Annotated in this window: 21 protein-coding genes; 12 read left to right on the top strand and 9 right to left on the bottom strand. The window is 73.4% G+C overall.

Features of this window, described 5'->3' with window-relative positions:
* Positions 1-26: 26 nt before the first annotated feature.
* Positions 27-1,568, bottom strand: coding sequence for a serine hydrolase (locus tag ACPYO4_RS00880; protein ID WP_425707309.1), 1,542 nt, complete (start codon positions 1,566-1,568; stop codon positions 27-29).
* A gap of 261 nt (positions 1,569-1,829) precedes the next feature.
* On the opposite strand from ACPYO4_RS00880, the gene ACPYO4_RS00875 reads away from it, so the two are divergent.
* The 3 genes from ACPYO4_RS00875 to ACPYO4_RS00865 are packed head-to-tail and all read left to right on the top strand — an operon-like array spanning position 1,830 to position 4,647.
* Positions 1,830-2,717 carry an alpha/beta hydrolase gene (locus ACPYO4_RS00875; RefSeq protein WP_425707308.1) on the top strand — a complete coding sequence of 296 codons (888 nt, stop codon included), beginning with the start codon at positions 1,830-1,832 and terminating at the stop codon, positions 2,715-2,717.
* A complete protein-coding gene (locus ACPYO4_RS00870) occupies positions 2,714-3,694 on the top strand; it encodes an ABC transporter ATP-binding protein (protein WP_425707307.1) in 981 nt (326 codons plus the stop codon). Before ACPYO4_RS00875 ends, ACPYO4_RS00870 begins: the two co-directional genes overlap by 4 nt.
* Positions 3,691-4,647, top strand: coding sequence for an ABC transporter permease (locus ACPYO4_RS00865; protein ID WP_425707306.1), 957 nt, complete (start codon positions 3,691-3,693; stop codon positions 4,645-4,647). Before ACPYO4_RS00870 ends, ACPYO4_RS00865 begins: the two co-directional genes overlap by 4 nt.
* 97 nt (positions 4,648-4,744) lie before the next feature.
* On the opposite strand, the gene ACPYO4_RS00860 is transcribed toward ACPYO4_RS00865, so the two are convergent.
* On the bottom strand, positions 4,745-5,752 hold the full coding sequence (locus ACPYO4_RS00860; RefSeq protein WP_425707305.1) for an MsnO8 family LLM class oxidoreductase: 1,008 nt from the start codon (positions 5,750-5,752) through the stop codon (positions 4,745-4,747).
* A gap of 190 nt (positions 5,753-5,942) precedes the next feature.
* Here ACPYO4_RS00860 and ACPYO4_RS00855 point away from each other — a divergent pair, with 190 nt between their 5' ends.
* On the top strand, positions 5,943-6,536 hold the full coding sequence (locus ACPYO4_RS00855) for a maleylpyruvate isomerase family mycothiol-dependent enzyme (protein WP_425707304.1): 594 nt from the start codon (positions 5,943-5,945) through the stop codon (positions 6,534-6,536).
* A 10-nt stretch (positions 6,537-6,546) separates the two neighbouring features.
* Complete coding sequence (locus tag ACPYO4_RS00850) at positions 6,547-7,671, top strand: sigma-70 family RNA polymerase sigma factor (RefSeq protein ID WP_425707303.1); 1,125 nt, start codon at positions 6,547-6,549, stop codon at positions 7,669-7,671.
* A 228-nt stretch (positions 7,672-7,899) separates the two neighbouring features.
* On the opposite strand, the gene ACPYO4_RS00845 is transcribed toward ACPYO4_RS00850, so the two are convergent.
* Positions 7,900-8,277, bottom strand: coding sequence for a type II toxin-antitoxin system death-on-curing family toxin (locus ACPYO4_RS00845; protein WP_425707302.1), 378 nt, complete (start codon positions 8,275-8,277; stop codon positions 7,900-7,902).
* On the bottom strand, positions 8,274-8,555 hold the full coding sequence (locus tag ACPYO4_RS00840) for a ribbon-helix-helix protein, CopG family (RefSeq protein WP_425707301.1): 282 nt from the start codon (positions 8,553-8,555) through the stop codon (positions 8,274-8,276). Before ACPYO4_RS00840 ends, ACPYO4_RS00845 begins: the two co-directional genes overlap by 4 nt.
* 429 nt (positions 8,556-8,984) lie before the next feature.
* Between ACPYO4_RS00840 and ACPYO4_RS00835 the strand changes: the two genes are divergently transcribed.
* A complete protein-coding gene (locus ACPYO4_RS00835; RefSeq protein WP_425707300.1) occupies positions 8,985-9,848 on the top strand; it encodes a GNAT family N-acetyltransferase in 864 nt (287 codons plus the stop codon).
* A gap of 166 nt (positions 9,849-10,014) precedes the next feature.
* On the opposite strand, the gene ACPYO4_RS00830 is transcribed toward ACPYO4_RS00835, so the two are convergent.
* Together ACPYO4_RS00830 and cmtR are read right to left on the bottom strand one after the other, a co-directional pair.
* Positions 10,015-10,617, bottom strand: a complete 603-nt coding sequence (locus ACPYO4_RS00830; protein WP_038992391.1) for a cadmium resistance transporter — start codon at positions 10,615-10,617, stop codon at positions 10,015-10,017.
* Entirely contained in the window at positions 10,614-10,973 is a 360-nt protein-coding gene (gene cmtR, locus ACPYO4_RS00825) for a Cd(II)/Pb(II)-sensing metalloregulatory transcriptional regulator CmtR (protein WP_082157299.1), read from the bottom strand. Before cmtR ends, ACPYO4_RS00830 begins: the two co-directional genes overlap by 4 nt.
* A gap of 193 nt (positions 10,974-11,166) precedes the next feature.
* Between cmtR and ACPYO4_RS00820 the strand changes: the two genes are divergently transcribed.
* Genes ACPYO4_RS00820 through ACPYO4_RS00810 form a run of 3 tightly spaced genes read left to right on the top strand, consistent with a single transcriptional unit; the run spans position 11,167 to position 13,983 of the window.
* Positions 11,167-11,763: a recombinase family protein gene (locus ACPYO4_RS00820; protein WP_006590953.1), complete on the top strand. Its 597-nt coding sequence runs from the start codon at positions 11,167-11,169 to the stop codon at positions 11,761-11,763.
* Between the two features lie 7 nt (positions 11,764-11,770).
* On the top strand, positions 11,771-13,168 hold the full coding sequence (locus tag ACPYO4_RS00815) for a Mu transposase C-terminal domain-containing protein (protein WP_095797975.1): 1,398 nt from the start codon (positions 11,771-11,773) through the stop codon (positions 13,166-13,168).
* Positions 13,165-13,983 carry an AAA family ATPase gene (locus ACPYO4_RS00810; RefSeq protein ID WP_010552309.1) on the top strand — a complete coding sequence of 273 codons (819 nt, stop codon included), beginning with the start codon at positions 13,165-13,167 and terminating at the stop codon, positions 13,981-13,983. Before ACPYO4_RS00815 ends, ACPYO4_RS00810 begins: the two co-directional genes overlap by 4 nt.
* An 87-nt stretch (positions 13,984-14,070) precedes the next feature.
* Here ACPYO4_RS00810 and ACPYO4_RS00805 read toward each other — a convergent pair whose 3' ends face one another.
* Together ACPYO4_RS00805 and ACPYO4_RS00800 are read right to left on the bottom strand one after the other, a co-directional pair.
* A complete protein-coding gene (locus tag ACPYO4_RS00805) occupies positions 14,071-15,135 on the bottom strand; it encodes a hypothetical protein (protein ID WP_425707299.1) in 1,065 nt (354 codons plus the stop codon).
* Positions 15,136-15,291: 156 nt separating this feature from the next.
* Positions 15,292-15,945 (bottom strand): winged helix-turn-helix transcriptional regulator, encoded by a 654-nt coding sequence (locus ACPYO4_RS00800; protein WP_425707298.1) that lies wholly within the window; start codon positions 15,943-15,945, stop codon positions 15,292-15,294.
* A 61-nt stretch (positions 15,946-16,006) separates the two neighbouring features.
* Here ACPYO4_RS00800 and ACPYO4_RS00795 point away from each other — a divergent pair, with 61 nt between their 5' ends.
* The 3 genes from ACPYO4_RS00795 (at position 16,007) to ACPYO4_RS00785 (ending at position 19,364) form a co-directional block, all read left to right on the top strand.
* Positions 16,007-16,783, top strand: coding sequence for a DUF899 family protein (locus ACPYO4_RS00795; protein WP_425707297.1), 777 nt, complete (start codon positions 16,007-16,009; stop codon positions 16,781-16,783).
* Positions 16,780-17,631 carry an alpha/beta fold hydrolase gene (locus tag ACPYO4_RS00790; protein WP_425707296.1) on the top strand — a complete coding sequence of 284 codons (852 nt, stop codon included), beginning with the start codon at positions 16,780-16,782 and terminating at the stop codon, positions 17,629-17,631. The genes ACPYO4_RS00795 and ACPYO4_RS00790 overlap by 4 nt, the downstream gene beginning before the upstream one ends.
* 149 nt (positions 17,632-17,780) lie before the next feature.
* The gene (locus ACPYO4_RS00785; protein WP_425707295.1) at positions 17,781-19,364 is read left to right on the top strand and encodes a hypothetical protein; all 1,584 of its coding nucleotides are present in this window, start codon (positions 17,781-17,783) and stop codon (positions 19,362-19,364) included.
* Here the strand turns inward: ACPYO4_RS00785 and ACPYO4_RS00780 are convergent.
* Positions 19,361-20,398 (bottom strand): LacI family DNA-binding transcriptional regulator, encoded by a 1,038-nt coding sequence (locus ACPYO4_RS00780; protein WP_425707294.1) that lies wholly within the window; start codon positions 20,396-20,398, stop codon positions 19,361-19,363. The two genes, ACPYO4_RS00785 and ACPYO4_RS00780, sit on opposite strands and share 4 nt — an antisense overlap.
* Between the last annotated feature and the right edge of the window lie 7 nt (positions 20,399-20,405).

The following is a 20,405-nucleotide window of genomic DNA, read 5'->3' as shown; positions in this document are numbered from 1 at the left end:
GGCGCCGTGGGCCCGGCCGCCGGCCCCTACTGCTCGGCGAGGAGCCCGACGCCGGCGCCGACGATCGTCGTGGCCCGCATCTGGTCGATCGCCTGGTCGCTGCGCGTCTGGACGACGAGCACCCGGCCGGCCCCCTCGTCGTCGCCGTCCGCCTCGAGGTAGAAGGAGAAGGCGAGCACACCCGGGGCCGAGCCCCCCTTGAACCCCTGGTACGTGGCGGCGTCGGGCACGCCCACGCCGGGGTTCTCGGAGAGGATGTCGCGGACCGGCCCGCCGGCCTCGGACCCGGCCTGCTCCTGGAGCAGCGCGTGCACCGAACAGATCTCTGCCCCGGTGAGATTCCAGCCCACCCCCTCCTGCCAGCGCGGCTCGGTGACGGCCGCGGGGTCGATGTCGAGCTCGACCGGCAGGGCGTCGAGGACGGCCTGACGCTCCTCGGGGGACGTGGCTGCCTCGAACTCCGCGCGCACGGAGTCGTCGACCTGCCAGCCGAGCTGGAAGAAGTCGCGCGTGCTCGCCAGCGGCAGGAGGCGGTCGGTGTCGAGGCCCGCGGCCTCGGCGGCGCCGGCGACCCGGTCCTGCCCGACGGCGTCGAGCAGGAGGTCGGTGGCCGTGTTGTCGCTGATCGAGATCATCAGCTCGGCCGCCTCGGTCACGGTGACCGTGGACCCGGCCTCGCGCTCCTGGAGGATGCCGGACGGCAGGGAGCGCAGCTCGTCGGTGATCGTCAGCTCGTCCTCCCAGGCGATCTCGCCGGCCTCGACGGCGTCGACCAGCGCGGCGAGCACGACGAGCTTGAACACCGACCCGCTGGGCGCCGGGACTCCGCCGTCCTCGACGCCCTCGGTCGTGTACTCGATCGTGCACTCCCCGCCGGAGACGCTGCCCACCACGACCTGGCTCTCGCCGCCGACCTCCGTCAGGCTCTCGTCGAGGTCCTCCCAGGCACCGAGATCGGGAGCCTCGCCGGCGGTGTCGGGCACGAAGGACAGCCCGCCGAGCCGTCCGTCGTCGCCCATGACCGCCGTCATGATCAGCGGCTGCGCGTCGGAGTCCAGGCGCAGCTCGGCGGTAGGCATGGCTTCGCGCGACTCGGCGACGGCGGTGACGGTGTAGGGGGCGCCGGAGCGCAGCTGGGCGAAGACCTGGGTGAACTGCTCGGCGGGGATCTGGGCGAGCATCTCGTCGGAGAAGCGCTCCTCGACGTCTGCGGCCTCCGGCCCCTCCGCGTCCTCCTCGAGGTTGGCGAGCGCCCACTCGACCTGCTCGAGGAGCTCGGGGTCGGTGAGGTGGTCCGCGGGATCGACCGCCTCGGCGGTGCCGTCGGAGGGGGCCTCGCCGTCCGTGGCCGTCTCGCCGCCGGACGGGGTCTCGCCGGACGAGGACTCGGGCCCGTCCGTGGCGGAGCCGTTCTGAGAGGAGGAGTCGGTCTGCTCGCCGCCGGTCTCGTCGTCCCCGGCGCCGGAGCACCCGGCCAGGACGAGGGCGAGCGCCGCCACGGCGGTGGGCGCGGTGCGGCGGGCGGAGAGCGGGCGGCTGGTCCGGCGGGTGCGGCTCACGGAGGTCATCGCCGCTCAGTCTGTCAGGGTCGGCCGCGCGGAACCCCGGGGGCGCACCGGGCACGGGGCCGTCGGTGTGCTCGCGGTCGTGCTGCGGCGGACCGCGGTCTCGCGGCGCACGTCCACGTGTGCGCCGGGAATCGCCCCGGGGCCCTCCGGGGGCCTACCGGGGGTCGCGTGCGGGGGGCGGCAGGCACTACCCCGGTAGGGGGGACGAATGGCTCCAGCGGGTGACGCGGAGCCCCGAAGCGCGTTCCTAGCGTTCCCGGCATGACGACGACACCGCTCCACTACGGACCTCGCACGGTCGACGGCCACCAGCTCCTCGCGATCGACCCTCCGGGCGGCCCGCGGGTCGTCGAGGTGTTCGGCGACCTCGCCACCGCCGACCACGTCGTGGTGATGGTCCCGGGCAACGGCCACCACCAGGGCAACTACTTCCGCGCCCGGGGCCCGCTCGCCCTGCGCTCGCGGGCCCGGCTCATGCTCGCGACCATGGCCGGCATCGACCCCGCGGCCCGCACCGCGGTGGTCGCGTGGGTCGGCTACCGCACCGCGCCGGACCTGCGCGCCTCCTTCTCGATCCGGTACGCCCGAGACGGTGCGAGGGACCTCGCCCGGTTCACCCACTACCTGCCGCGCTCGGCGCACCTCACCGTGGTCGGCCACTCCTACGGCACCACGGTCACCGGGCTCGCCCTGGCCGACGCCAGGATCGACGACGTCGTGGCGCTCGGCAGCCCCGGCATGGGTGTGCTGCGCCGAGCGGACGCCGCCCGGGGCGCTCGCATCTGGGCCGCGCAGGCGCCGACGGACTGGATCCGCCACTTCCCGCGCGTCCGGCTCGGCCCGCTCGGGCTGGGGCGCTCGCCGCTGCACCCCGCGTTCGGGGCCGTGCGCATCGGCACGGGCGACATCACCGGCCACCTCGCCTACTACGACGAGGGCAGCGAGTCGCTGCTCAACACCGCGCGCATCGCCCTGGGCAGGTTCGCCGAGGTGACCGTGCACAGCGGCGGCCACGGCCGGGTCCCGGCCGCCGCGCTGCCCGTCGTCGGGGCACCCGCCGCGCCGCCGGCGGGTTCCACCGCCCACATGGGGAGGGCCGTCGTCCCGACCCCCTCCGCCGAGGCGTTCACCCTCGTGAGGGCCGCATGAGCGCGGCCGGGGGCACCGAGACGCCCGCCGTCCTCGCCGTCGGTCTGCGCACGTCCTACCCGGGTCGGCCGCCCGTCCTCGACGGGCTCGACCTCGCCGTCGCCCCGGGCACCGTGCACGGGCTGCTCGGCCCGAACGGCGCGGGCAAGACCACCACGGTGCGCATCCTCGCCACGCTCCAGCGCTTCGACTCGGGGCAGGTCCGGGTGGCGGGGCACGACGTCGCGCGCGACCCGGCGGCCGTCCGGGAGCGCATCGGGGTCGCCGGCCAGCACGCCGCCCTCGACCAGGTCCTCACCGGCCGCGAGAACCTGCGGATGTTCGCCCGCCTGCACCGGCTGCGGCCCCGCGCGGCACGCGCCCGCGCGGACGAGCTGCTCGACCGGTTCGACCTCGCGGGCGCCGCGGACCGGCCCGTCGGGCACTACTCGGGAGGCATGCGACGGCGGCTCGACCTCGCGGTCAGCCTCATCCGCAGCCCGCTCGTCCTGTTCCTCGACGAGCCGACCACCGGCCTCGACCCACGCAGCCGCAGCGAGGTCTGGGACGCCGTGCGCGAGCTCGCCGCCGGCGGGACCACGGTGCTGCTCACCACCCAGTACCTGGAGGAGGCCGACCGCCTCTGCCACCGGATCTCGCTCGTGCGCGGGGGGCGGATCGCGGTCGAGGGCTCGCCCGAGGAGCTCAAGGCGTCGACCGGCGGCAGCCGGCTCGAGGTCATGGTCCCGCCGGGGGCGCCCCTGGCGCCGGTCGTGGCCGCGCTCGCCGCGGCGCTCGGCGCCGTGCCGGACGTCGACCCCGGCAGCCGCCGGGTCACGGTCCCCCTGACGGGGACGACCGACGCCCTGGCCCGCGCCGCACGCGCTCTCGCCGACGTCGGCGTGCCCGCGGAGGACCTCGCGCTGCGCAGGCCCGACCTCGACGACGTCTTCCTCCAGCTGACCGCGCCCGACGCCACGGAAGGACCGCGCCCATGACCGCGCACCTCGTCTCCTCGCCCGCCCTCCCGTCCCCGACGGCGTCCCTCACCCGCCGGGGCCCCGCGCCGGCGCGGCAGCTCACCGCCGACGCCGTCAGCGCGTCGGCCCCGCCGACCCGCCGCGGCCTCGGCGGTGCCGCGTCGCCGGCGCTCGTGCGGCTCGGAAAGGCGGCCTCGGACACGTGGGTGATCGCCGGCCGTCACCTGCGCCGGCTCCACCGCCGCCCCGACGAGCTGCTCAGCACGCTGCTCCTGCCCGTCATGGCGATGGCGATGTTCGGGCTCGTCCTCGGCGACGCGTTCGGCGCGGCGATGTCCGCCCCGGGCGGGGACTACCGGGAGTTCCTCCTGCCCGGGGTCCTCGTCCTCACGATGGCCTTCGGCATCGGGGCCACCACCGTGTCGGTCGCCGCCGACGTGCGGGACAGCGTCGTGGACCGGATGCGGTCGATGCCGACGTCGCCCACCGCGATCCTCGCCGGGCGGGCGCTCGCGGACCTGGCGACCGCCGTCGTCGAGCTGACGATCCTGCTCGGGATGGGTGCCCTGCTCGGCTGGCAGTGGCACGCGGGGCCGGCGGCCGCGGTCGGCGCGCTCGGCCTGCTCCTGCTGCTGCGGCTCGCGTTCTCGTGGATCGGGGTCGTGCTCGGGCTGCTCGTCAGCGGGCCGGAGGCGGCGATGAAGTACTTTGCGCTCGTGTTCCCGTTGGCGATGGTGGCCGAGACGATCGTGCCGACCACCCTCATGCCGGGCTGGCTGGCGGGGGTCGCGGCGTGGAACCCGCTGTCGTCCACGGTGGTGGCCGCGCGCGAGCTGTTCGGCGCGGGCGGTGGGCCGGCGTCGTCGTGGGTGGCCGAGAACGGCCAGCTCATGGCGGTGGCGTGGCCGCTGGCGATCATCGCCGTCTGCGTCCCGCTCGCCCTGGTCCTGCTGCGCCGCCTGGGCCGGTAGGGCGGTGTCCCGGAGTGCGGGCACGCATCGGGGCGCGGACCCGCACCGGGTTCGGGGCCGCGCCCCGGTGCGTGCCCGCACCGGGTTCGCCGGGCCGCTACCCGCCGGCCGGACCGGACAGCTCGGCGAGCGCAGCGTCCGAGGCGGCGAGCGCCGTGCGGTCGGCGGTGGACGAGAACGCCACGACCTCGCTCGCCCCCGTGCGCGCCACGAGGTCCGCCAGCCGGGCGGCGACCTCGTCCCGGGTCCCGGAGATCCCCAGGTCGAGGTGCTGCTGGACGGCAGCCTCCTGCTTGTCGGTCAACCGCGCGTGCGGCGCCGTCCGCAGGGGTGGGAACGCGCCAAGGGCGGTGGACTCGACCATCGCCCACGCCTCGTGCAGCGCGAGCGCCCGGGCGCGGTCGGCGGTCTCGGCGATCAGCACGTCGACGCTGACGAGGAGCCGCGGCTCGGGGTTCGCGGGCGAGGGGCGGAAGTCGCGACGGTAGCCGTCCAGGGCAGCGAGGTCGCCCCACAGGATCGGGCCCCCGACGACGACGGGCAGCCCGCGCTCGGCCGCCACCGCGAGGCCCGACCGGCCGGCGAGCACGTAGACGGGCGGCGGGGCGACTCCGCGGGGCATCGCGGTGACCGGGCCGTCGTCGGCGAAGAACGCGGCGAGGGCTTCGATGTCGGCGGAGAACTCGGCCGGCGGGTACCGCGTGACGCCGAGGGCCTCGCGCACCGGCGCGGTGAAGCCGAGCGAGCGGCCCACACCGAGGTCGATCCGGCCCGGGTGCAGGGCCTCGAGCATCCGGGCCTGCTCGGCGACGACGAGCGGCGCGTGGTTGGGCAGCATGACGCCCGCGGAGGCGACGCGGATGCGCTCGGTGCGGGCGGCGATCGCGGCCATGAGCAGGGGCGGCGCGCCGCTCGCGATGCCCGGCACCGCGTGGTGCTCGGCGACCCAGACGCGGCCCAGGCCGAGCCGTTCCGCGCGGACGGCGCGCTCGACCGTGCTGGCGAGGGCGGCGCCTGCCGGCTCGCCCTCCCGGGTGCGGGAGCGGTCGAGCAGCGAGATCGGGACCTGAAGCCGGGTGGGGGCATCGGCGGTCGGCGTGGCCATGGTGCTCCTGACAGTAGCCCGGGCCGGGGTCGCGACGGGCACCGGCAGCGGCGCGACCGGCCGCCGGACCGTCGGGCCGGCAGCGACGACGGCGACGGGTCCCGGAGCGGCCGCGACGAATCTCGGGACGCCGCTGCGTATCCACCGGTGGGGCCGGCGACCGCCGTCCCGCATCGACAGGAGAGCTCCCATGACACCGACCTTCGACATCCTGGTCACCGAGCGCACCCGGCTGGCCGACCTCCTCGCCGAGCTGACGGCGCAGCAGTGGCGGGCGAGCAGCCTGTGCGAGCACTGGACGGTCCGGGAGGTGGTGGCCCACATGACCGCGCACCTCACCCACGCCGACGAGGAGTACGGCTCGGCCGAGATCAGCTCGATCGAGGACATGAACGCCATGCTCGACCGCTGGGCCCGCGAGGACGCGGCCGCCCGCACCGACGCCGAGCTGCTCGACCTCTACCGGTCCGGCATCGAGAGTCGGTGGTCCCCCGACGGCGACGGCTTCGAGGGCGCTCTCGCACACGACGTCATCCACGGCCTCGACATCACCGTGCCGCTCGGGCTGCCGGGCCCACCGGCCGGGACCGTCGCCCGCGCGATCTCCGGCGGCGGGCCGGAGAACTGGGGGTTCTTCGGCGTCGGGCTCAAGAACTACCGGCTCGTCGCGACGGACGCAAACGTGAGCGTCGGCGGGGGCGACCGCATCGTCGAGGCGCCGGCCACCGAGCTCCTGGCCATGCTCACGGCCAGGCGGCCACTGCCCGGAGCGGTCGCGCCGTAGCGTCATGGGCGTGGTGACGAGCGAGGCGCACCCCGCACCCGCGGTGAGCGCGGAGGAGCTGGACGGACTGCGCCAGGGGCTGACGGGGCTCTGCTACCGGATGCTGGGCGACGCGCACGAGGCGGAGGACGCGGTCCAGGAGACCCTCGTCCGGCTGTGGCGGTCCGCCGGCAGCTTCGACCCGGCCCGGGGCTCGCTGCGCAGCTGGGCCTATGCCGCGGCGTCGCGCGTGTGCATCGACCTGCACCGCCGCGTCCAGCGGCGCGCGCTGCCGATGGACCTCACCGGGCCGAGCTCGCCGGAGACGCCGCTCGCCGAGCCGGAGCCCGAGCGCTGGGTGACCCCGATCGCCGACTCGCGCAGCGTGGACCCCGCCGAGCGCGCTGTGGGCCGGGAAAGCCTCCGGGTGGCGTTCGTGCTCGCCCTGCAGCGACTCTCCGCCCAGCAGCGTGCCGTCCTCCTGCTGCGGGACGTGTACCGGATGAGCGCGGCGGAGACCGGGGAGGCGCTCGGGCTCTCGGCGAGCGCCACGCACTCCACCCTCCGGCGGGCACGGCAGGCGCTCCGGGCCGACGCCGGGGCCGAGGCGGGCGACGGGGCGGGCGCCGACGCCGGCCCGGGCGACGGGGCGGGCGCCGCACCGGGAACTGGGGCGGGCCACGCACCGGGAACTGGGGCGGGCCACGCACCGGGAGTTGGGGCGGGCGCCGCACCGGGAGCCGCAGCACGTCTCCCGTCGGGAGCCGGAGCGGACGCCGCTCCCGTCGACGAGGCGCTGCTCGCCCGCTACCAGGCGGCGTTCGAGGCGCACGACGTCGACCTCATGCGCGCGGTCCTCCACGAGGACGTGCGTACGTCGATGCCCCCGTTCTCCTGGTGGCTCGACGGGCGCGCGCACGTGCTCGAGGCGTTCGCGACGCCGGGAGGATGTCAGGGGCACCGGCTCGTGCCGTTCGCGGCGAACGGCACGACGATGTTCGGCCAGTACCGGCCCGAGGGCGCCGGCTGGGTGCCGTTCGCCGTCCTCGGTCTGGAGACGGACGCGGGCCGGGTCCGGCGCGCCACCACCTGGCTGGACGCCGCGGACCGGTTCGCCGAGCTGGGCCTGCCGGAGCGGCTCGGGCCTCGGTCCTGAGGTCGGCCGGCGTCGGTGGGCTGCCGACGTGACGTCGACGGCAGCGACAGACACCTGCGGGTGCTCCTGCGTCGGCCGGCCGACGCCGAGGACACGGTCAGCGTACCGAACGGACGCCCAGCGGCCTCCCACTCGGCGAGAACCCGCGCCCTCGGCGACATACCGCGCCCTCGGCGCCGTTTCGATCCCGCGCACACGCATGGGCAGTGGATCAGGCGGAGCCGTCGATCACCACGGACGGGAACCGGACCGGATCCGTGCCGCGAGTCCCGCGATGTCCTCCTGCGCACCCTCGGCGACCGTCATCACCTGGTGGTACGCCTCATCGTTGGTGAGGGTGAGTCGCCGCCCGTTGACCCCGAGGAAGGCGATCGTCGCACCCAGCGCGAGGCGCTCGTTGCCATCGACCAGCGCATGGTTGCAGGCCAGTGAGTGCAGGAGCGCGGCAACCTTGTCCTCGAGCTCCTGATAGGCGTCGGCTCCGAAGGCCGTCGCCTGCGGCCGGGCTGACGCGGAAGCCAGGAGCCCGTGGTCGCGGACCACCGGCACCGCGCCGATCGCCCTCTCGGCGACGTGCAGGAGATCAGCCGGACTCAGATAGATCACCGACTGAGCCGATCCAGCGCCTCCCGGTACCTCGGCAGCTCGTGGTCCAGCACCCGGTCCAGCAGCTCCGCCCGACTGTGGTTGTCCACGTACTCACGGACGGCCTGCCGTGCAACGTCCTGCATCGAACGCGACTCGAGCTCGGCACGACGGCGCAGTGCGTCGGTCTCTGCATCGGTGAGGCGCAAGGCCATGGCCATGGCCATGGCTCCGAAGGTATCAACCGCGATACCACGCCAGGGCGAACCATCGACCGCCACGGGCTCCTGCGCTGTCATCACCCCATGGCGACCGAGCCGAACACGCGAACATTGCTTCCTCCGGCAGCCGCCACCGTCCGACGCACGTCGTCCCGGACCGCACGCAGTCTGCGACCGAGAGGGCTGCCGGAGTGGAACCGCAGCAGCCTCGACACCTCCGGCTGGCTCCGGCCGATCTCGCGCGCGACAGTGCGCTGCGACATGCCCCGGGCGGCCGCCCGGCGGACACCTGCCACGAGTACCCGCCGCGCTCGAGCGACAGCCTCGTCGCTGGACCTCGCCAGCGCGGCCAGATCGTCCATGGCGCGACGACGGCATCTGCTGTCACGGGGGCGCGGCTGCGATCACCGATCACCGATCAACGTGCCGACGCCCCGCGCCGGCAACGACAGCGGCTCCGCCGATTTCCGGTCGACCCACCCATTCGCCGTGCGCTGTGATCACCACATGACGATCACGCTGTCCACGCCGACCGTGGAAGAACTGCCCGGCGTCGTCGGGAGCCTGCGACCGTGGCAGCTCGACGGGGCGCCGACCCAGCTGCACCCCGGCGACGTCGCGTGGCACTGGCGCCTCGGCGCCGAGACCGCCGCGACCGCCCTGCGGACGTGGCACCGCGACGGTCGGCTGGTCGCCGTCGGCTTCCTCGACGGTCCCGGGCTCGTGCGGATGGGGATCGACCCCGCTCTCGCGTCGGACGGGGCCCTGGCACGGGCCGTCGCCGACGACGTCGCCGACCCCGCCCGAGGCCTCCTCGCCGACGGCGCGGCCGCCGTCGAGGTACCGGCCGGGACGGCCCTGTCGGACGCGCTGCTCGGCTCTGGCTGGCGCGCGGGCGAGACCTGGGCTGCGCTGCGCCGTGACCTCACGGAACCGGTCGAGGACCCCGGGGTCCGGGTCGAGGTGGTCGACGCGGCCACCGCGACGGAGCGCGTCGGGCTCCAGCACGCCGCGTTCGACTCCTCGCGGTTCACGATCGACCAGTGGCGCACGCTCGCCGCGTCCCCGCCCTACGCCGACGCCGCCTGCCTGCTGGTCCGCGACGACGCCGGCACCGCGGTCGCCGCGGCGAGCGTGTGGTCGGCGGGGCCCGGCCGGCCCGGGCTCATCGAGCCGCTCGGCGCGCACCGGGACCACCGCGGCCGTGGGTACGGGCGCGCGATCACGCTCGCCGCCGCGGCGCACCTCCGCGGGATGGGCGCCTCGAGCGTCCTGGTGAAGACGGAAGGGCACAACGCGGCCGGGATCGGCGCCTACCGCTCCGCCGGGCTCACGCTCGACCCGCCCGCGCCGGACCTCGTGCGGGGGTAGGGCGGCGGAGCGTGGCTGTGGCTTCGTTCGCTTGGTGGCGGGGTTTTTGCAGCGCTCCGTGGCGGTCTTGTTGCCGCGATCACGCAGGACTGGCTGCAGGTAGGTGTCGCGGTCTGAACCGAGAGGGGTGCGCCCGGTCGGGGCCGTTTGGATCGCTGCCGCTACGTCAGAGTCCGAAGGCTCCGCCGCTGACGAGGATCACGATGCCGAGGCCGATGAGAACGATGGGGAAGAGGATGTGCTCCCAGCGTTCGAGCACTTCGGCGATCGGGGGGCGGGTGGCGACGAACTTTGCCAGGGCCACCAGGACCGCGACGAGCGCGAGGAAGACGATGCAGTAGGCGACTACTGCGAGAGGTTCCACGCTGAGGAAGACAGGGGTGTAGACGCCGATGTTGTCGCCGCCGTTGGCAAGGGTGACGCCTGCGACTGTCCACACGCCGACCTTCTTGCCGGCAACCTTGGCCTCGTCGTCATCGTCGTCATCGTCTCCGCGCCAGGCCTGCCATGCGGCCCAGAGGCCGAGGCCCAGAGGGATGAGACCGAAGTACGGGATGGCTGCCGAGGGCAGGAATGTTCCGGCGCCGATGGTCACCAGGACCGCGGCACCGAGGATGCCGGCGAATCCGAGGTACTGGCCGGCCAGAATGCGGGCGGTAGTGCCGCGCTGGCCTGCCCCTCGCGCGAAGAAGAGGGAGAGCACGATGATGTCGTCGATGTTGGTCGCTGCGAACAGGCCCATCGCCTGCAAGACCGAGGTGAGGATCATGCGCCCTCCCCAGCTGCGTCGCATCCGGGAAGCGAGCAGGCGGGATCGATGCACGGGGCGTCTTCGTCCACTGCCAGGGTGGCATCGACCAGTGCCGTCAGCGCCTGCGCCAGGTGCGAATCGGCGATCTCATATCGTGTCCGACGACCCTCGGGCTCGGAGGCGACGATCCCGCAATCGCGCAGGCATGCCAGGTGGTTGGACACGTTCGGGCGTGTCAGGTCCAGATCTCGGGCCAGTTCCGCCGGGTAAGCGGGATGGTCGAGCAGGGTCAAGATGATCCGGGATCGAGTGGGGTCGGCCAGTGCACGACCCAGGCGGTTCATCACGTCGAGACGCGAAGCAATAGTCAGCATGGACTGAACTGTACAGCGCGAACTGAATACTCGGTCACAGGCGTCAGCCCAGATCGCATGCCCGCATGGGGAACCCTCACCGGACACCACCGCTACTGATCGAGAGGAACGGCGGCACGCCTGGCGGGTTGTCCCGTAAGACCCGTCCGGTGAACTGTCCGGTGAAGGGAGGCTATATGACACACTGGGGAGCATGTCCCCCTTGAAGGTCGGCTATGCCCGAGTCTCCACCGACGAGCAGGACCTGACCGCGCAGCGTGACGGACTCGCGGCGTTCGGCGTCGATCCCAAGCGCATCTACGTCGATCACGGGCTCACGGGCCGCAACGCCGACCGTGAGGGCCTGCGGCAGGCGCTGGCTGCCTGTCGGGACGGCGATACGTTCGTGGTCACCAAGCTCGATCGGCTGGCGCGTTCAGTCCGTGATGCCCACCAGATCGCCGACGACCTCGCGGCGCGGGAAGTGAAGCTGAGCATCGCCGGATCGGTGTACGACCCGACCGACCCGATGGGGAAACTGTTGTTCAACGTGCTGGCGATGGTCGCCGAGTTCGAAGCCGACCTCATCCGTGCCCGCACCCGCGAGGGGATGAAGGTCGCCAAGGCCAAGGGCCGGCTGCGCGGGAAGTCACCGAAACTCACCCCCCGGCAAGAAGCTCACCTCGTCCAGCTACATGCTGCCGACGAGCACACCGTGGGCGAGCTGGCCGAGCTGTTCAGCGTGGGCCGCTCCACGGTCTACCGCGCCCTTCAGCGCGCCGAGCGCGGGCGCGAGAACGTCGTGCAGTAGGTGCGTCGTGGACGCTCGAGCGCGGTGGCGAATCCTCAGGCTCCACGTCGAGGACCAGGTGCCCCTCGCGCGCTTAGCTCGCGAGACCGATGTAGGGCTGCGGACCCTGGAGCGCTGGCACGCCCGCTACCGCGCCGACGGCTACGCCGGACTGGAGACGGCCTCACGGGCGGACGCCGGCTCCCGCCGCCTTCCGCCCGACCTCGTCGACCTGATCGAGGGCCTGGCACTGAGCAAGCCGCGGCCGGCCATCGCCACGATCCATCGCAAAGTCACGGGCATCTGCGCCGCCCGGAGGTGGCCGGTCCCCTCCTACTCGGTGGTGTGGGACATCGTGCGGACCCTGGATCCCGGCATGGTCACCCTCGCCCTGGAGGGCGCAGCGTCCTACCGCGACAAGCACGAGCTGGTGCTACGCCGGCAAGCAGAGCTGCCCAACGCGATGTGGCAATCCGATCACACCATGCTCGACATCCTGGTGGTGGGCACCGACGGCAAGCCCGCACGGCCATGGCTGACAACGATCCTCGACGACTGCTCGCGGGCGGTCTGCGGCTACACAGTCTTCCTGGGCGCACCGTCGGCGATGAACACCGCCCTGGCGCTGCGCCAAGCGATCTGGCACAAGACCGACCCGGCCTGGCCGATGTGCGGCCTGCCCGACGTGCTCTACGTCGACCACGGCAGCGACTTCACCAGTGACCAGCTCGCCCACACCGCCGTCGACCTCCACATCCGACTGATCCACTCCACCGTCGCCCGACCCCAGGGACGGGGCAAGATCGAGCGGTTCTTCGGCACCATCAACACCGAGCTACTCGCCACCCTGCCCGGACTCATCACCGAAGGGCACCCCTGGCCGACACCGAAACTGTCCCTGGCCGCCCTCGATAGCGCCCTGGAGGCGTTCGTGGCCACCTACAACGACCGCACGCACAGCGAGCTCGGAACCTCCCCGCGCAGCGCGTGGATCGCCGATGGCTGGCTGCCCCGAATGCCCGAGAGCCTGGAAGACCTCGACAGACTGCTGTTAACCGTCGCCAAGACCCGCGTCGTGCGCCGCGATGGCATCCGCTTCCAGGGCCTGCGCTACGTCTCGCCAACTCTGGCCGGCTACGTCGGACGCTCGGTCGTGATCCGCTACGACCCCCGCGACATCACCGAGATCCGCGTCTTCGATCACGACGAATTCGTCTGCAAGGCCGTCAACCAAGAGCACCACGACCAGAAGGTCAGCCTCAAGGAGATCCAGGCCGCGCGCAACGCCCGCCGCCGGGCGCTGCGAGCCGGCATCAACGAACGCATCGCCCTCGTGGCCGCACCTACCGAGACGCCACGGATCACCGAAGCACCGGCTCCGGCGCCGAGGTCGGCGTTGAAGATCTACAAGGAGGACCTCAGGTGAGCCAGCGCTTCATCGTCACCAAGGAGCACCGCCGCTTCACCGAGTTCGCCGACGCCGTGCGCCGCGGGCACACCATCGGTTTGTGCTTCGGATCAGCCGGCGTAGGAAAGACACTCTCCGCACGCCGCTACGCACACTACGAGAAGGCTCATGACCTGCTGACCTACTGGGGGCCGCGCTCCGACAACGACGCCAAGATCTACGCCGCCTTGAACCGGAGCCGCACCGTGCTCTACACCCCCAGCGTGCTGACCACCCCGCGGACCCTGAAGGACGAGCTGACCCAAGCCATCACCCGCACCAACATGTGCATCGAGCAGCACCTCGTACCTCCCGGCACGGCCACTCCCGAGGCCTGGGGATGGCGACACGGCAGGAACTACGTGGAGCTGATCATCGTCGACGAGGCCGAACGACTGCGTCCCGCCGCGCTGGAACTGCTGCGCGATCGCTACGACCGCGACGGCATCGCCCTGATCCTGATCGGCATGCCCGGCCTGGAGAAGCAGTTCAGCCACTACCCCCAGTTCTACAGCCGAGTCGGCTTCGCCCACCAGTACCGGCCCCTGGGACAAGACGAACTGCTGTTCGTCCTCGAGCGACACTGGCGATCCCTCGGCAAGACCCTCGACCCCGACGACTTCACCGACGCCCAAGCCATCGCAGCCATCGCACGGATCACCCGCGGCAACTTCCGGCTCCTCGAACGCCTCTTCCCCCAGATCCAGCGGGTCCTGAAGATCAACGAACTCGACACCATCACCAACGACGTCATCGAAGCCGCACAGAGCACCCTGGTCATCGGTGTCACCTGACCCCGCCACGAAGCGACCGAAGAACCCCGCCATTCAGCAGACGAAGTCACAGCGTGGCCGTGCCGGCCGGGCGGCCCCGCCGTCCCGTCAGAGGGTGGCGGCCTGCCGGTCCGCACCCTCGGCGAGGGTCGCGAGCAGCTCGGGCATGATCGCCTGGTTCCAGAAGTAGCCGCAGTAGTGCGCCACCCCGAAGTCCGGCAGGTACGTGCGCGCCGCGGCCATCCGCCGGTCCATCGCCTCGATGCCGTCGTTGCACTCGAGGCCGAGGTAGATCGTGGCCCCGCCGGCGTCGAGATCCGCGAGCGGGGCGAAGTAGGCATCGCCGGAGTCGACGAGCGCCGGCAGGTGGAAGAAGTCGATCACGCCGCCCGAGGCGCGCTGGATGGCGTTGGACAGCCGCACCGGGAGCCCGATGTCCGCCAGGTCCTGGACCGGGAAGCTGGGCGAGGTGCCGCAACAGACGTGGATGCCGATCCGGACGTCGTCGGGCAGCCCGGCCAGGTGGCCCCGGATGTAGTCCTGAGACGTGTAGGTCTCGAACAGGCTCTCGGCCGGCTCGTCCGGCACCCAGGCGAACAGCTGCGCCCATGTGCCGCCGATGTGGATCATCTCGGTGCAGTAGTCGACCTGGACGCACAGCTCCTCGGCCGGGACGACCTCGAGGATGCGGCGGTACTCCTCCTGCAGCGCCTCCTGCCAGGCGGCGACGACGACCGGCCACTCCTCGACGTCGGGGAAGGTGATCGACACGACGTCGTGCGCGCCCGGGACCGACACCTGGAACCGCGTGCCGTCCGGGATCCGTCCCTCGCCCTTGAGGCGCGTGAAGGTGCGGTAGGAGTCGATGGCGTCGCGCGCGTAGGGCAGGTGCCCGCGCAGGTCCACGGTCGCACCCGGGCGGATCCGGAGCGTCCGGAAGACCTGGTACGCGTGGTCGCCGGGCTGCCCGAGGTCGGCGTCGACCTCCTCGAAGCACGGGGCGGTGGCGAGCACCTCGTTGTTGACCGCACCGATCCAGCCGCGCCGCTGCGGGGTGGTCTCGCCGTCGGGCCAGCTCAGGGCGCGGTCCCCGATCGTGTCGGCCAGGAGGGTGAACACGCCCTCCGCCCCGTCCGCCGGGATCCCTCCCGAGAACATCACGTTCTGTGCCATCCGGTCTTGTCCCCTCGTCGTGTGTGGTCCGGTGCTCGCGGGGACGATGTCGACGCCCGTCCGCGCCGTGCGGACGCTACCGGCTACCGGGGCTGCGGTGCCGGGCATCCGCCGGTCGTCTCACGTCCGACACGCAGGAACGCCCGCGCGGTGCCCTCAGGCGGCGAAGGCGTCGATCAGACGCCGGACCTCGGCCCGGTTCCCGGAGACGTCCATCTTCTCGAGCGGGACGCCGTCGTAGAGGACGGCCACCCAGGTGGAGGAGTCGCCGGCCACCAGGGCGCGCGCGGTCGGGACGGGCTCACGCACGATCTCGAGCGTCTGCCCCCAGGAGAGCCGGTAGTCGTAGGGGCGGGCCGTGGAGCTCCGGGCGTCGTGCAGGCGCAGCCCGATCTCCACCCCCGGCGTCGGGGCGGCAGCCGGCGCCATCGTGAGCATCGACTGCACGGCCCCGTCCGGCGTGAGGCCGCCGGAGTCGTCCCGGACCGGGGACCTCATCGCCCACCGGCCCAGAGCGTCGAGGACGGGACGCAGCTCCCGGCCCCAGTCGGTCACCCGGTAGGCGGTGGCGCGTGCAGGCGCCGGGAGCTCGACGCGCTCTACGAGACCCACCTCCCGCATGGTCCGCAGCCGCGTGGTCAGCACCGCGGGGGTGACGCCGTGCAGGCCCTCGGCGAGCTCGACGAACCGCTTCGGTCCGAGCATGAGCTCCCGCAGGATCGGATACGTCCACCGGTCGCCGAGGAGCTCCGTGGCGTGGGCGGTGGCGCAGGCATCCCCGTGGTCCGCGTAGGAACGCTTGATCGGCATGGCACCATCGTCCCACGTCCGCTATGGACACGATAGTGTTCGCTCTGTTAAACATATCGCCATGGACCTCGCCGACAGCGCTGTCGACCGCACCGCCTGGGAACGCGCCCAGGCCGAGCACCTCGTGGCCGAGAAGGCCCACACCCGTGCCGGCGACGCTCTCGCCGCGGCCCGGCGCCGGCTCCCCGTCACCCGGGTCGGGCCGGTCCGGCTCGTCGGTGCCGAGGGCGAGGGGTCCCTCGCCCGGGCGTTCGAGGGACGCCGCCAGCTCGTCACCTACTCGTTCATGTGGCACCACGGGGAGCCCCTCCACCGGCAGTGCGAGGGCTGCACCTTCTCCATGAGCCAGGTCTCCGAGGCGACCCGCGCCTACCTGGCCGAGCGCGACGTCACCTTCGCGGTCCTCAGCGAGGGCGCGTGGCCAGAGCTCGCCGCGTACCGCGACTTCATGGGGTGGACGATGCCCTGGTACTCGGTCGAGCTCGCGCTGGACGACCCGGCCGTGGCAGGCGGCGGGCAGCTGCGGACGTTCGTCCGCGACGGGGCGGTCGTCTACCTCGCGTGGCAGACGATCGCGCGCGGCACCGAGCTGCTCGACATGGCCAACCTCGTGCTCGACCGGACGCTGCTCGGTCGCCAGGAGAAGTGGGAGGACTCGCCGGACGGCTGGCCCCAGACCCCCGCCGGCACGTGGTGGCGCCGCGACGGCCGGCCCGTCGCGCAGTGGCTGCGCACCGACGCGCCCGTGCCGGGTCCTGCCACGGACCGCGCCGCCCGCACCCAACCGCCCCGCCGCGAACCGCACGCACCGCACGACCTGACGAAGGAGCCATCGTGACCACCTCCGGCCCGACCGAGACCGGCCTCGGCGATACCCGCCCGACCACCGCGCACCCGTCCGACGCCGCACCCACCGACCACGGCACCGTCACCTCGGCGGACGGGACCGAGCTCGCCTGGAGCCGCACCGGCTCGGGGCCCGACCTCGTGATGGTCCACTGCGTGGCCACGTCCCGGACAGCCACCCCGCAGCCCGGCCTTCCCGCCGCGCTCGCCGAGCACTTCACGGTGTGGACGTACGACCGCCGCGGCACGGGCGAGAGCGGGACCACCGAGCCGTACACGTTCGAGCGTGAGCTGGAGGACCTCGCGGCGGTCGTCGGCCTCGCCGAGGGCCGGCCCGTCACCGCCTACGGATTCTCCTCCGGCGCCACCCTGCTCCTGCTGGCGGCCGAGGCCGGCGCCCCGGTCGCCCGCCTCGCCCTGCTCGAGCCGCCGCTCATGCCCGAGGACCCGGGGCTCGCCGCGCGGGAGCACGCGCGACGACTCATCGACGAGGACCTGGCCGCGGCCCGGCGCTGGTTCGACGTCGAGGTCGTCGGCGTCCCGGCCGAGATCCTCGACGAGATGCCGCCCCCGAGCGAGCAGGACCTGGAGAACACCCGGACGATCGTGCACGAGCTGACGTTCCTCCCGGGGACCCCGGCGGAGCGGTTCGCGTCGGTCACGACACCCACGCTGGTCATCGCCTCGGACGCCACGGACCCCGGCATGCTCGACGGCGTGCGGGAGCTCGACGAGAAGGTCCCCGCCGTGACGGCCGCGATCCTGCCCGGCGAGTGGCACGGCGTCGAGGACGCGCGACTCGCGACGGCGATCCACGAGTTCGTCTCCGGCGGCGCCTGAGGACGCGGCAGCGCCTGAGGACGCGGCAGCGCCTGAGGACGCGGCGGCGCCTGAGGACGCGCCGCACGGGCCCTCCCCAGGGGCGCCGATCACCGCTACATTCGCGGTGGATCCACGCCGACGTCGTCCCTGCACTGATCGGAGCGCCCGTGCGCCACGTCGCCCGCCCGTCCCTGCCGCTCCCCGCCAGGTCGGGGCCGGGCGTCCGGCGCCTGGTCGCCACGCTCGGCGCCGCGTTCCTGGGCGTCACCGCCCTCGGTCCGCCCGCCGGAGCCGCCCCGGTCCCGGACGGGGAGGACACCACCGACGGCTCCCCGCCCGTGGTCCTGCCGGACTCCGCGAGCGCCGACGCGGGCCCCGCGCCCGACCAGGGCGGCACGATCGGGTCGGTCGGCGGCTCGCCGACGTTCCACCTGTCCGACTCCCCCACGGGCGCCACCTCCCGGCAGGTGATCTTCGGCCGCGCCGGCGACGAGGTGTACATCGCGGACACCGACGGCAACGGGACCGACGAGATGATCGTGCGCCGCGGCGCCGAGTTCCACGTCTCCGGGTCCGGCGGGTCGGCCGTGACCGCGCACCGGTTCGTCTACGGTCGCGCCGGCGACGAGGTCTTCTTCGGGGACTGGGACGGCGACGGGGGCGACACCCCCGCCGTGCGTCGCGGCAACACGTTCCTCGTGCGCAACTCGAACTCGGCCGGGTTCGCGACGTTGTCGTTCGACTACGGCAGGGTGGGCGACGAGGTCCACGTGGGCGACTACGACGCCGACGGCCTCGACACGATCGCCATCCGCCGCGGGATCCAGATCCACGTCCGCAACACGCTGACCAGCGGCCCCGCGAGCGTCCAGTGGCCGTACGGACGGGCCACCGACAGCGTCCTCGTGGGCGACACCGACGGCGACGGCACCGACACCTTCCAGGTGCGACGGGGCAGCACCGTGCACGTGAGCGACAGCCACGGCCAGGTCCACGCCGACCGGTCGTTCACCTACGCGGCCGCCTACGACGTGACGTTCCTCGGTGACTGGGACGGGAACGGCACCGACACCGTCGGGGCGCGCTCGGCCGACCGGTCCACCTGGGGACGCTGCGCCCCGCTCTCCCTGGGTCAGTCCCGCTACGACACGGGACTGACCGGGCGCGTGTCGATGGCCGTCGCGGAGACCTGGTCGACCTCGTGGGCGACCTTCACCGTGTGCGAGCGGGTCCCCGGGTCGGAGGCCTACCGCGAGCGCTGGTCGACGTCCGCACGCATCGGCGCGAACGGCACCGCCCGCCCCGGTCAGCCGGCCGCCTGGCACACCTACCGCACGCCGACCGGCGCGTACTCGGTGACGGAGTCCTTCGGTCTCTACGACCCGGGCACGGCGCTCGACCACAGGATCCTCACGCCGTACTCGCGGTGGGGCGGGACGCCGGGCGTCAACTACAACCGGTACTACGACGCAGCGACGCCGAGCCTCGCGAACACCATGCCGGACGAGAACATGTGGCGGCTCGCCCACACCCGGGGCGGCGACTACCGCCAGGGCGCCGTCGTCAACTACAACCGCCCGCCGGACAGTGCCGTCCGGGAAGGCATGGGCTACGCGATCTTCCTGCACGCCAACCCGGTGGCCACGGCCGGCTGCATCGCGATCCCCGAGCACCTGGTCTCGCGGTACCTGCGCGAGACCGAGCCCGGGGACACGATGCTGCTGGGCGTGCGCGGCCACCTGTTCGGCTAGCCCGCGGGGCCGCCGGACCTCGTCGAGGCGCGCGCGACGAGCACGGGGGCGGGCACCTGCGCGGGGGGCCCCGGCGCCGTCTCGCCGAGCTCGAGCAGCAGCAGGTCCACCGCCGCACGGGAGACCTCCGCGAGGTGCAGGTCGACCGCCGTGAGCTGGGGCCGTGCCGCCCGCGCACGGACACCGTCGTAACGGGTCGCCACCAGGAGGTCCTTCCCCACCCGGCGCCCGGCCTCGGATGCGGCACGGGCGGCCCCGGAGGCGAACGCGTCGATCGGGACGCACAGCGCATCCAGCTCGGGGTGCGCCTCGAGGAGGCCCCGGGTCGCCGCGTATCCCGCGTCCTCCCCGAGGCGCTCGTCGGCCGTCACGACCACCGGGGTCACGCCGTCTGCCTCGGCGAGCTCTCGGTGCACCGCCCGGAAGGTCTCCTGCGACTGTCGTCCGCTGGAGCCGAGGACGAGGCCGACGCGCCGTGCCCCCTGTGCCCGCAGGTGGGTGAGCAGCAGCTCGGCGACGTCACGGTGGCGCAGGTCGACCGACGGGCGCGCGTGCGCGCCGCCGAGGTCCTCCCCGATCGTCACGAACGGGACCCCTCGCTGCGTGAGCTCGGCCGCGAGCGGGTCCTGACCCGGCGGCTCGAGGAGGATCGCCCCGTCGATGTCCAGCACGGCCAGGGCGGCGGGATCCTCCGACGGCGGGACCAGGACGAGGCTGTAGCCCCGCGTCAGCGCGTTCTCGGCGCACCCGACCGCGAGCTCGGTGAAGAATCCGAGACGCGAGGGCCCGCCGGAGACCGCGGCCGGCATCGCCGAGAGGAGGGCGACGGTGCGGGAACGCCCGGTCCGCAGACGCTGGGCCCGGACGCTGGGTCGGTAGCCGAGGCGGGCCGCGACCTCCTTCACGTGGTCGCGGGTGCCGACATGCACCTGGCCCCGGTCGTTGAGGGCGTGCGACACCGTGGTGCGGGAGACCCCCGCCTCGCGTGCGACGTCGGCGATCGTCGGGCGCTTGGCGGCGGGAGGAGGAGTCACGGTCCTG

This window comes from Georgenia sp. Z1491 (assembly GCF_049856175.1).
Taxonomy (GTDB): Bacteria; Actinomycetota; Actinomycetes; order Actinomycetales; family Actinomycetaceae; genus JB111.
The sequence above is the reverse complement of the archived record's forward strand: the minus strand, read 5'-3'. Positions and strand labels throughout refer to the sequence as shown.

Bases quoted from the DNA above. Each gene is read 5' to 3' on its own strand.
- ACPYO4_RS00880 (WP_425707309.1), bottom strand. From the start codon at position 1,568: ATGACCTCCGTGAGCCGCACCCGCCGGACCAGCCGCCCGCTCTCCGCC.
- ACPYO4_RS00875 (WP_425707308.1), top strand. From the start codon at position 1,830: ATGACGACGACACCGCTCCACTACGGACCTCGCACGGTCGACGGCCAC.
- ACPYO4_RS00870 (WP_425707307.1), top strand. From the start codon at position 2,714: ATGAGCGCGGCCGGGGGCACCGAGACGCCCGCCGTCCTCGCCGTCGGT.
- ACPYO4_RS00865 (WP_425707306.1), top strand. From the start codon at position 3,691: ATGACCGCGCACCTCGTCTCCTCGCCCGCCCTCCCGTCCCCGACGGCG.
- ACPYO4_RS00860 (WP_425707305.1), bottom strand. From the start codon at position 5,752: ATGGCCACGCCGACCGCCGATGCCCCCACCCGGCTTCAGGTCCCGATC.
- ACPYO4_RS00855 (WP_425707304.1), top strand. From the start codon at position 5,943: ATGACACCGACCTTCGACATCCTGGTCACCGAGCGCACCCGGCTGGCC.
- ACPYO4_RS00840 (WP_425707301.1), bottom strand. From the start codon at position 8,555: ATGACAGCGCAGGAGCCCGTGGCGGTCGATGGTTCGCCCTGGCGTGGT.
- ACPYO4_RS00835 (WP_425707300.1), top strand. From the start codon at position 8,985: ATGACGATCACGCTGTCCACGCCGACCGTGGAAGAACTGCCCGGCGTC.
- ACPYO4_RS00830 (WP_038992391.1), bottom strand. From the start codon at position 10,617: ATGATCCTCACCTCGGTCTTGCAGGCGATGGGCCTGTTCGCAGCGACC.
- cmtR (WP_082157299.1), bottom strand. From the start codon at position 10,973: ATGCTGACTATTGCTTCGCGTCTCGACGTGATGAACCGCCTGGGTCGT.
- ACPYO4_RS00820 (WP_006590953.1), top strand. From the start codon at position 11,167: ATGTCCCCCTTGAAGGTCGGCTATGCCCGAGTCTCCACCGACGAGCAG.
- ACPYO4_RS00805 (WP_425707299.1), bottom strand. From the start codon at position 15,135: ATGGCACAGAACGTGATGTTCTCGGGAGGGATCCCGGCGGACGGGGCG.
- ACPYO4_RS00800 (WP_425707298.1), bottom strand. From the start codon at position 15,945: ATGCCGATCAAGCGTTCCTACGCGGACCACGGGGATGCCTGCGCCACC.
- ACPYO4_RS00795 (WP_425707297.1), top strand. From the start codon at position 16,007: ATGGACCTCGCCGACAGCGCTGTCGACCGCACCGCCTGGGAACGCGCC.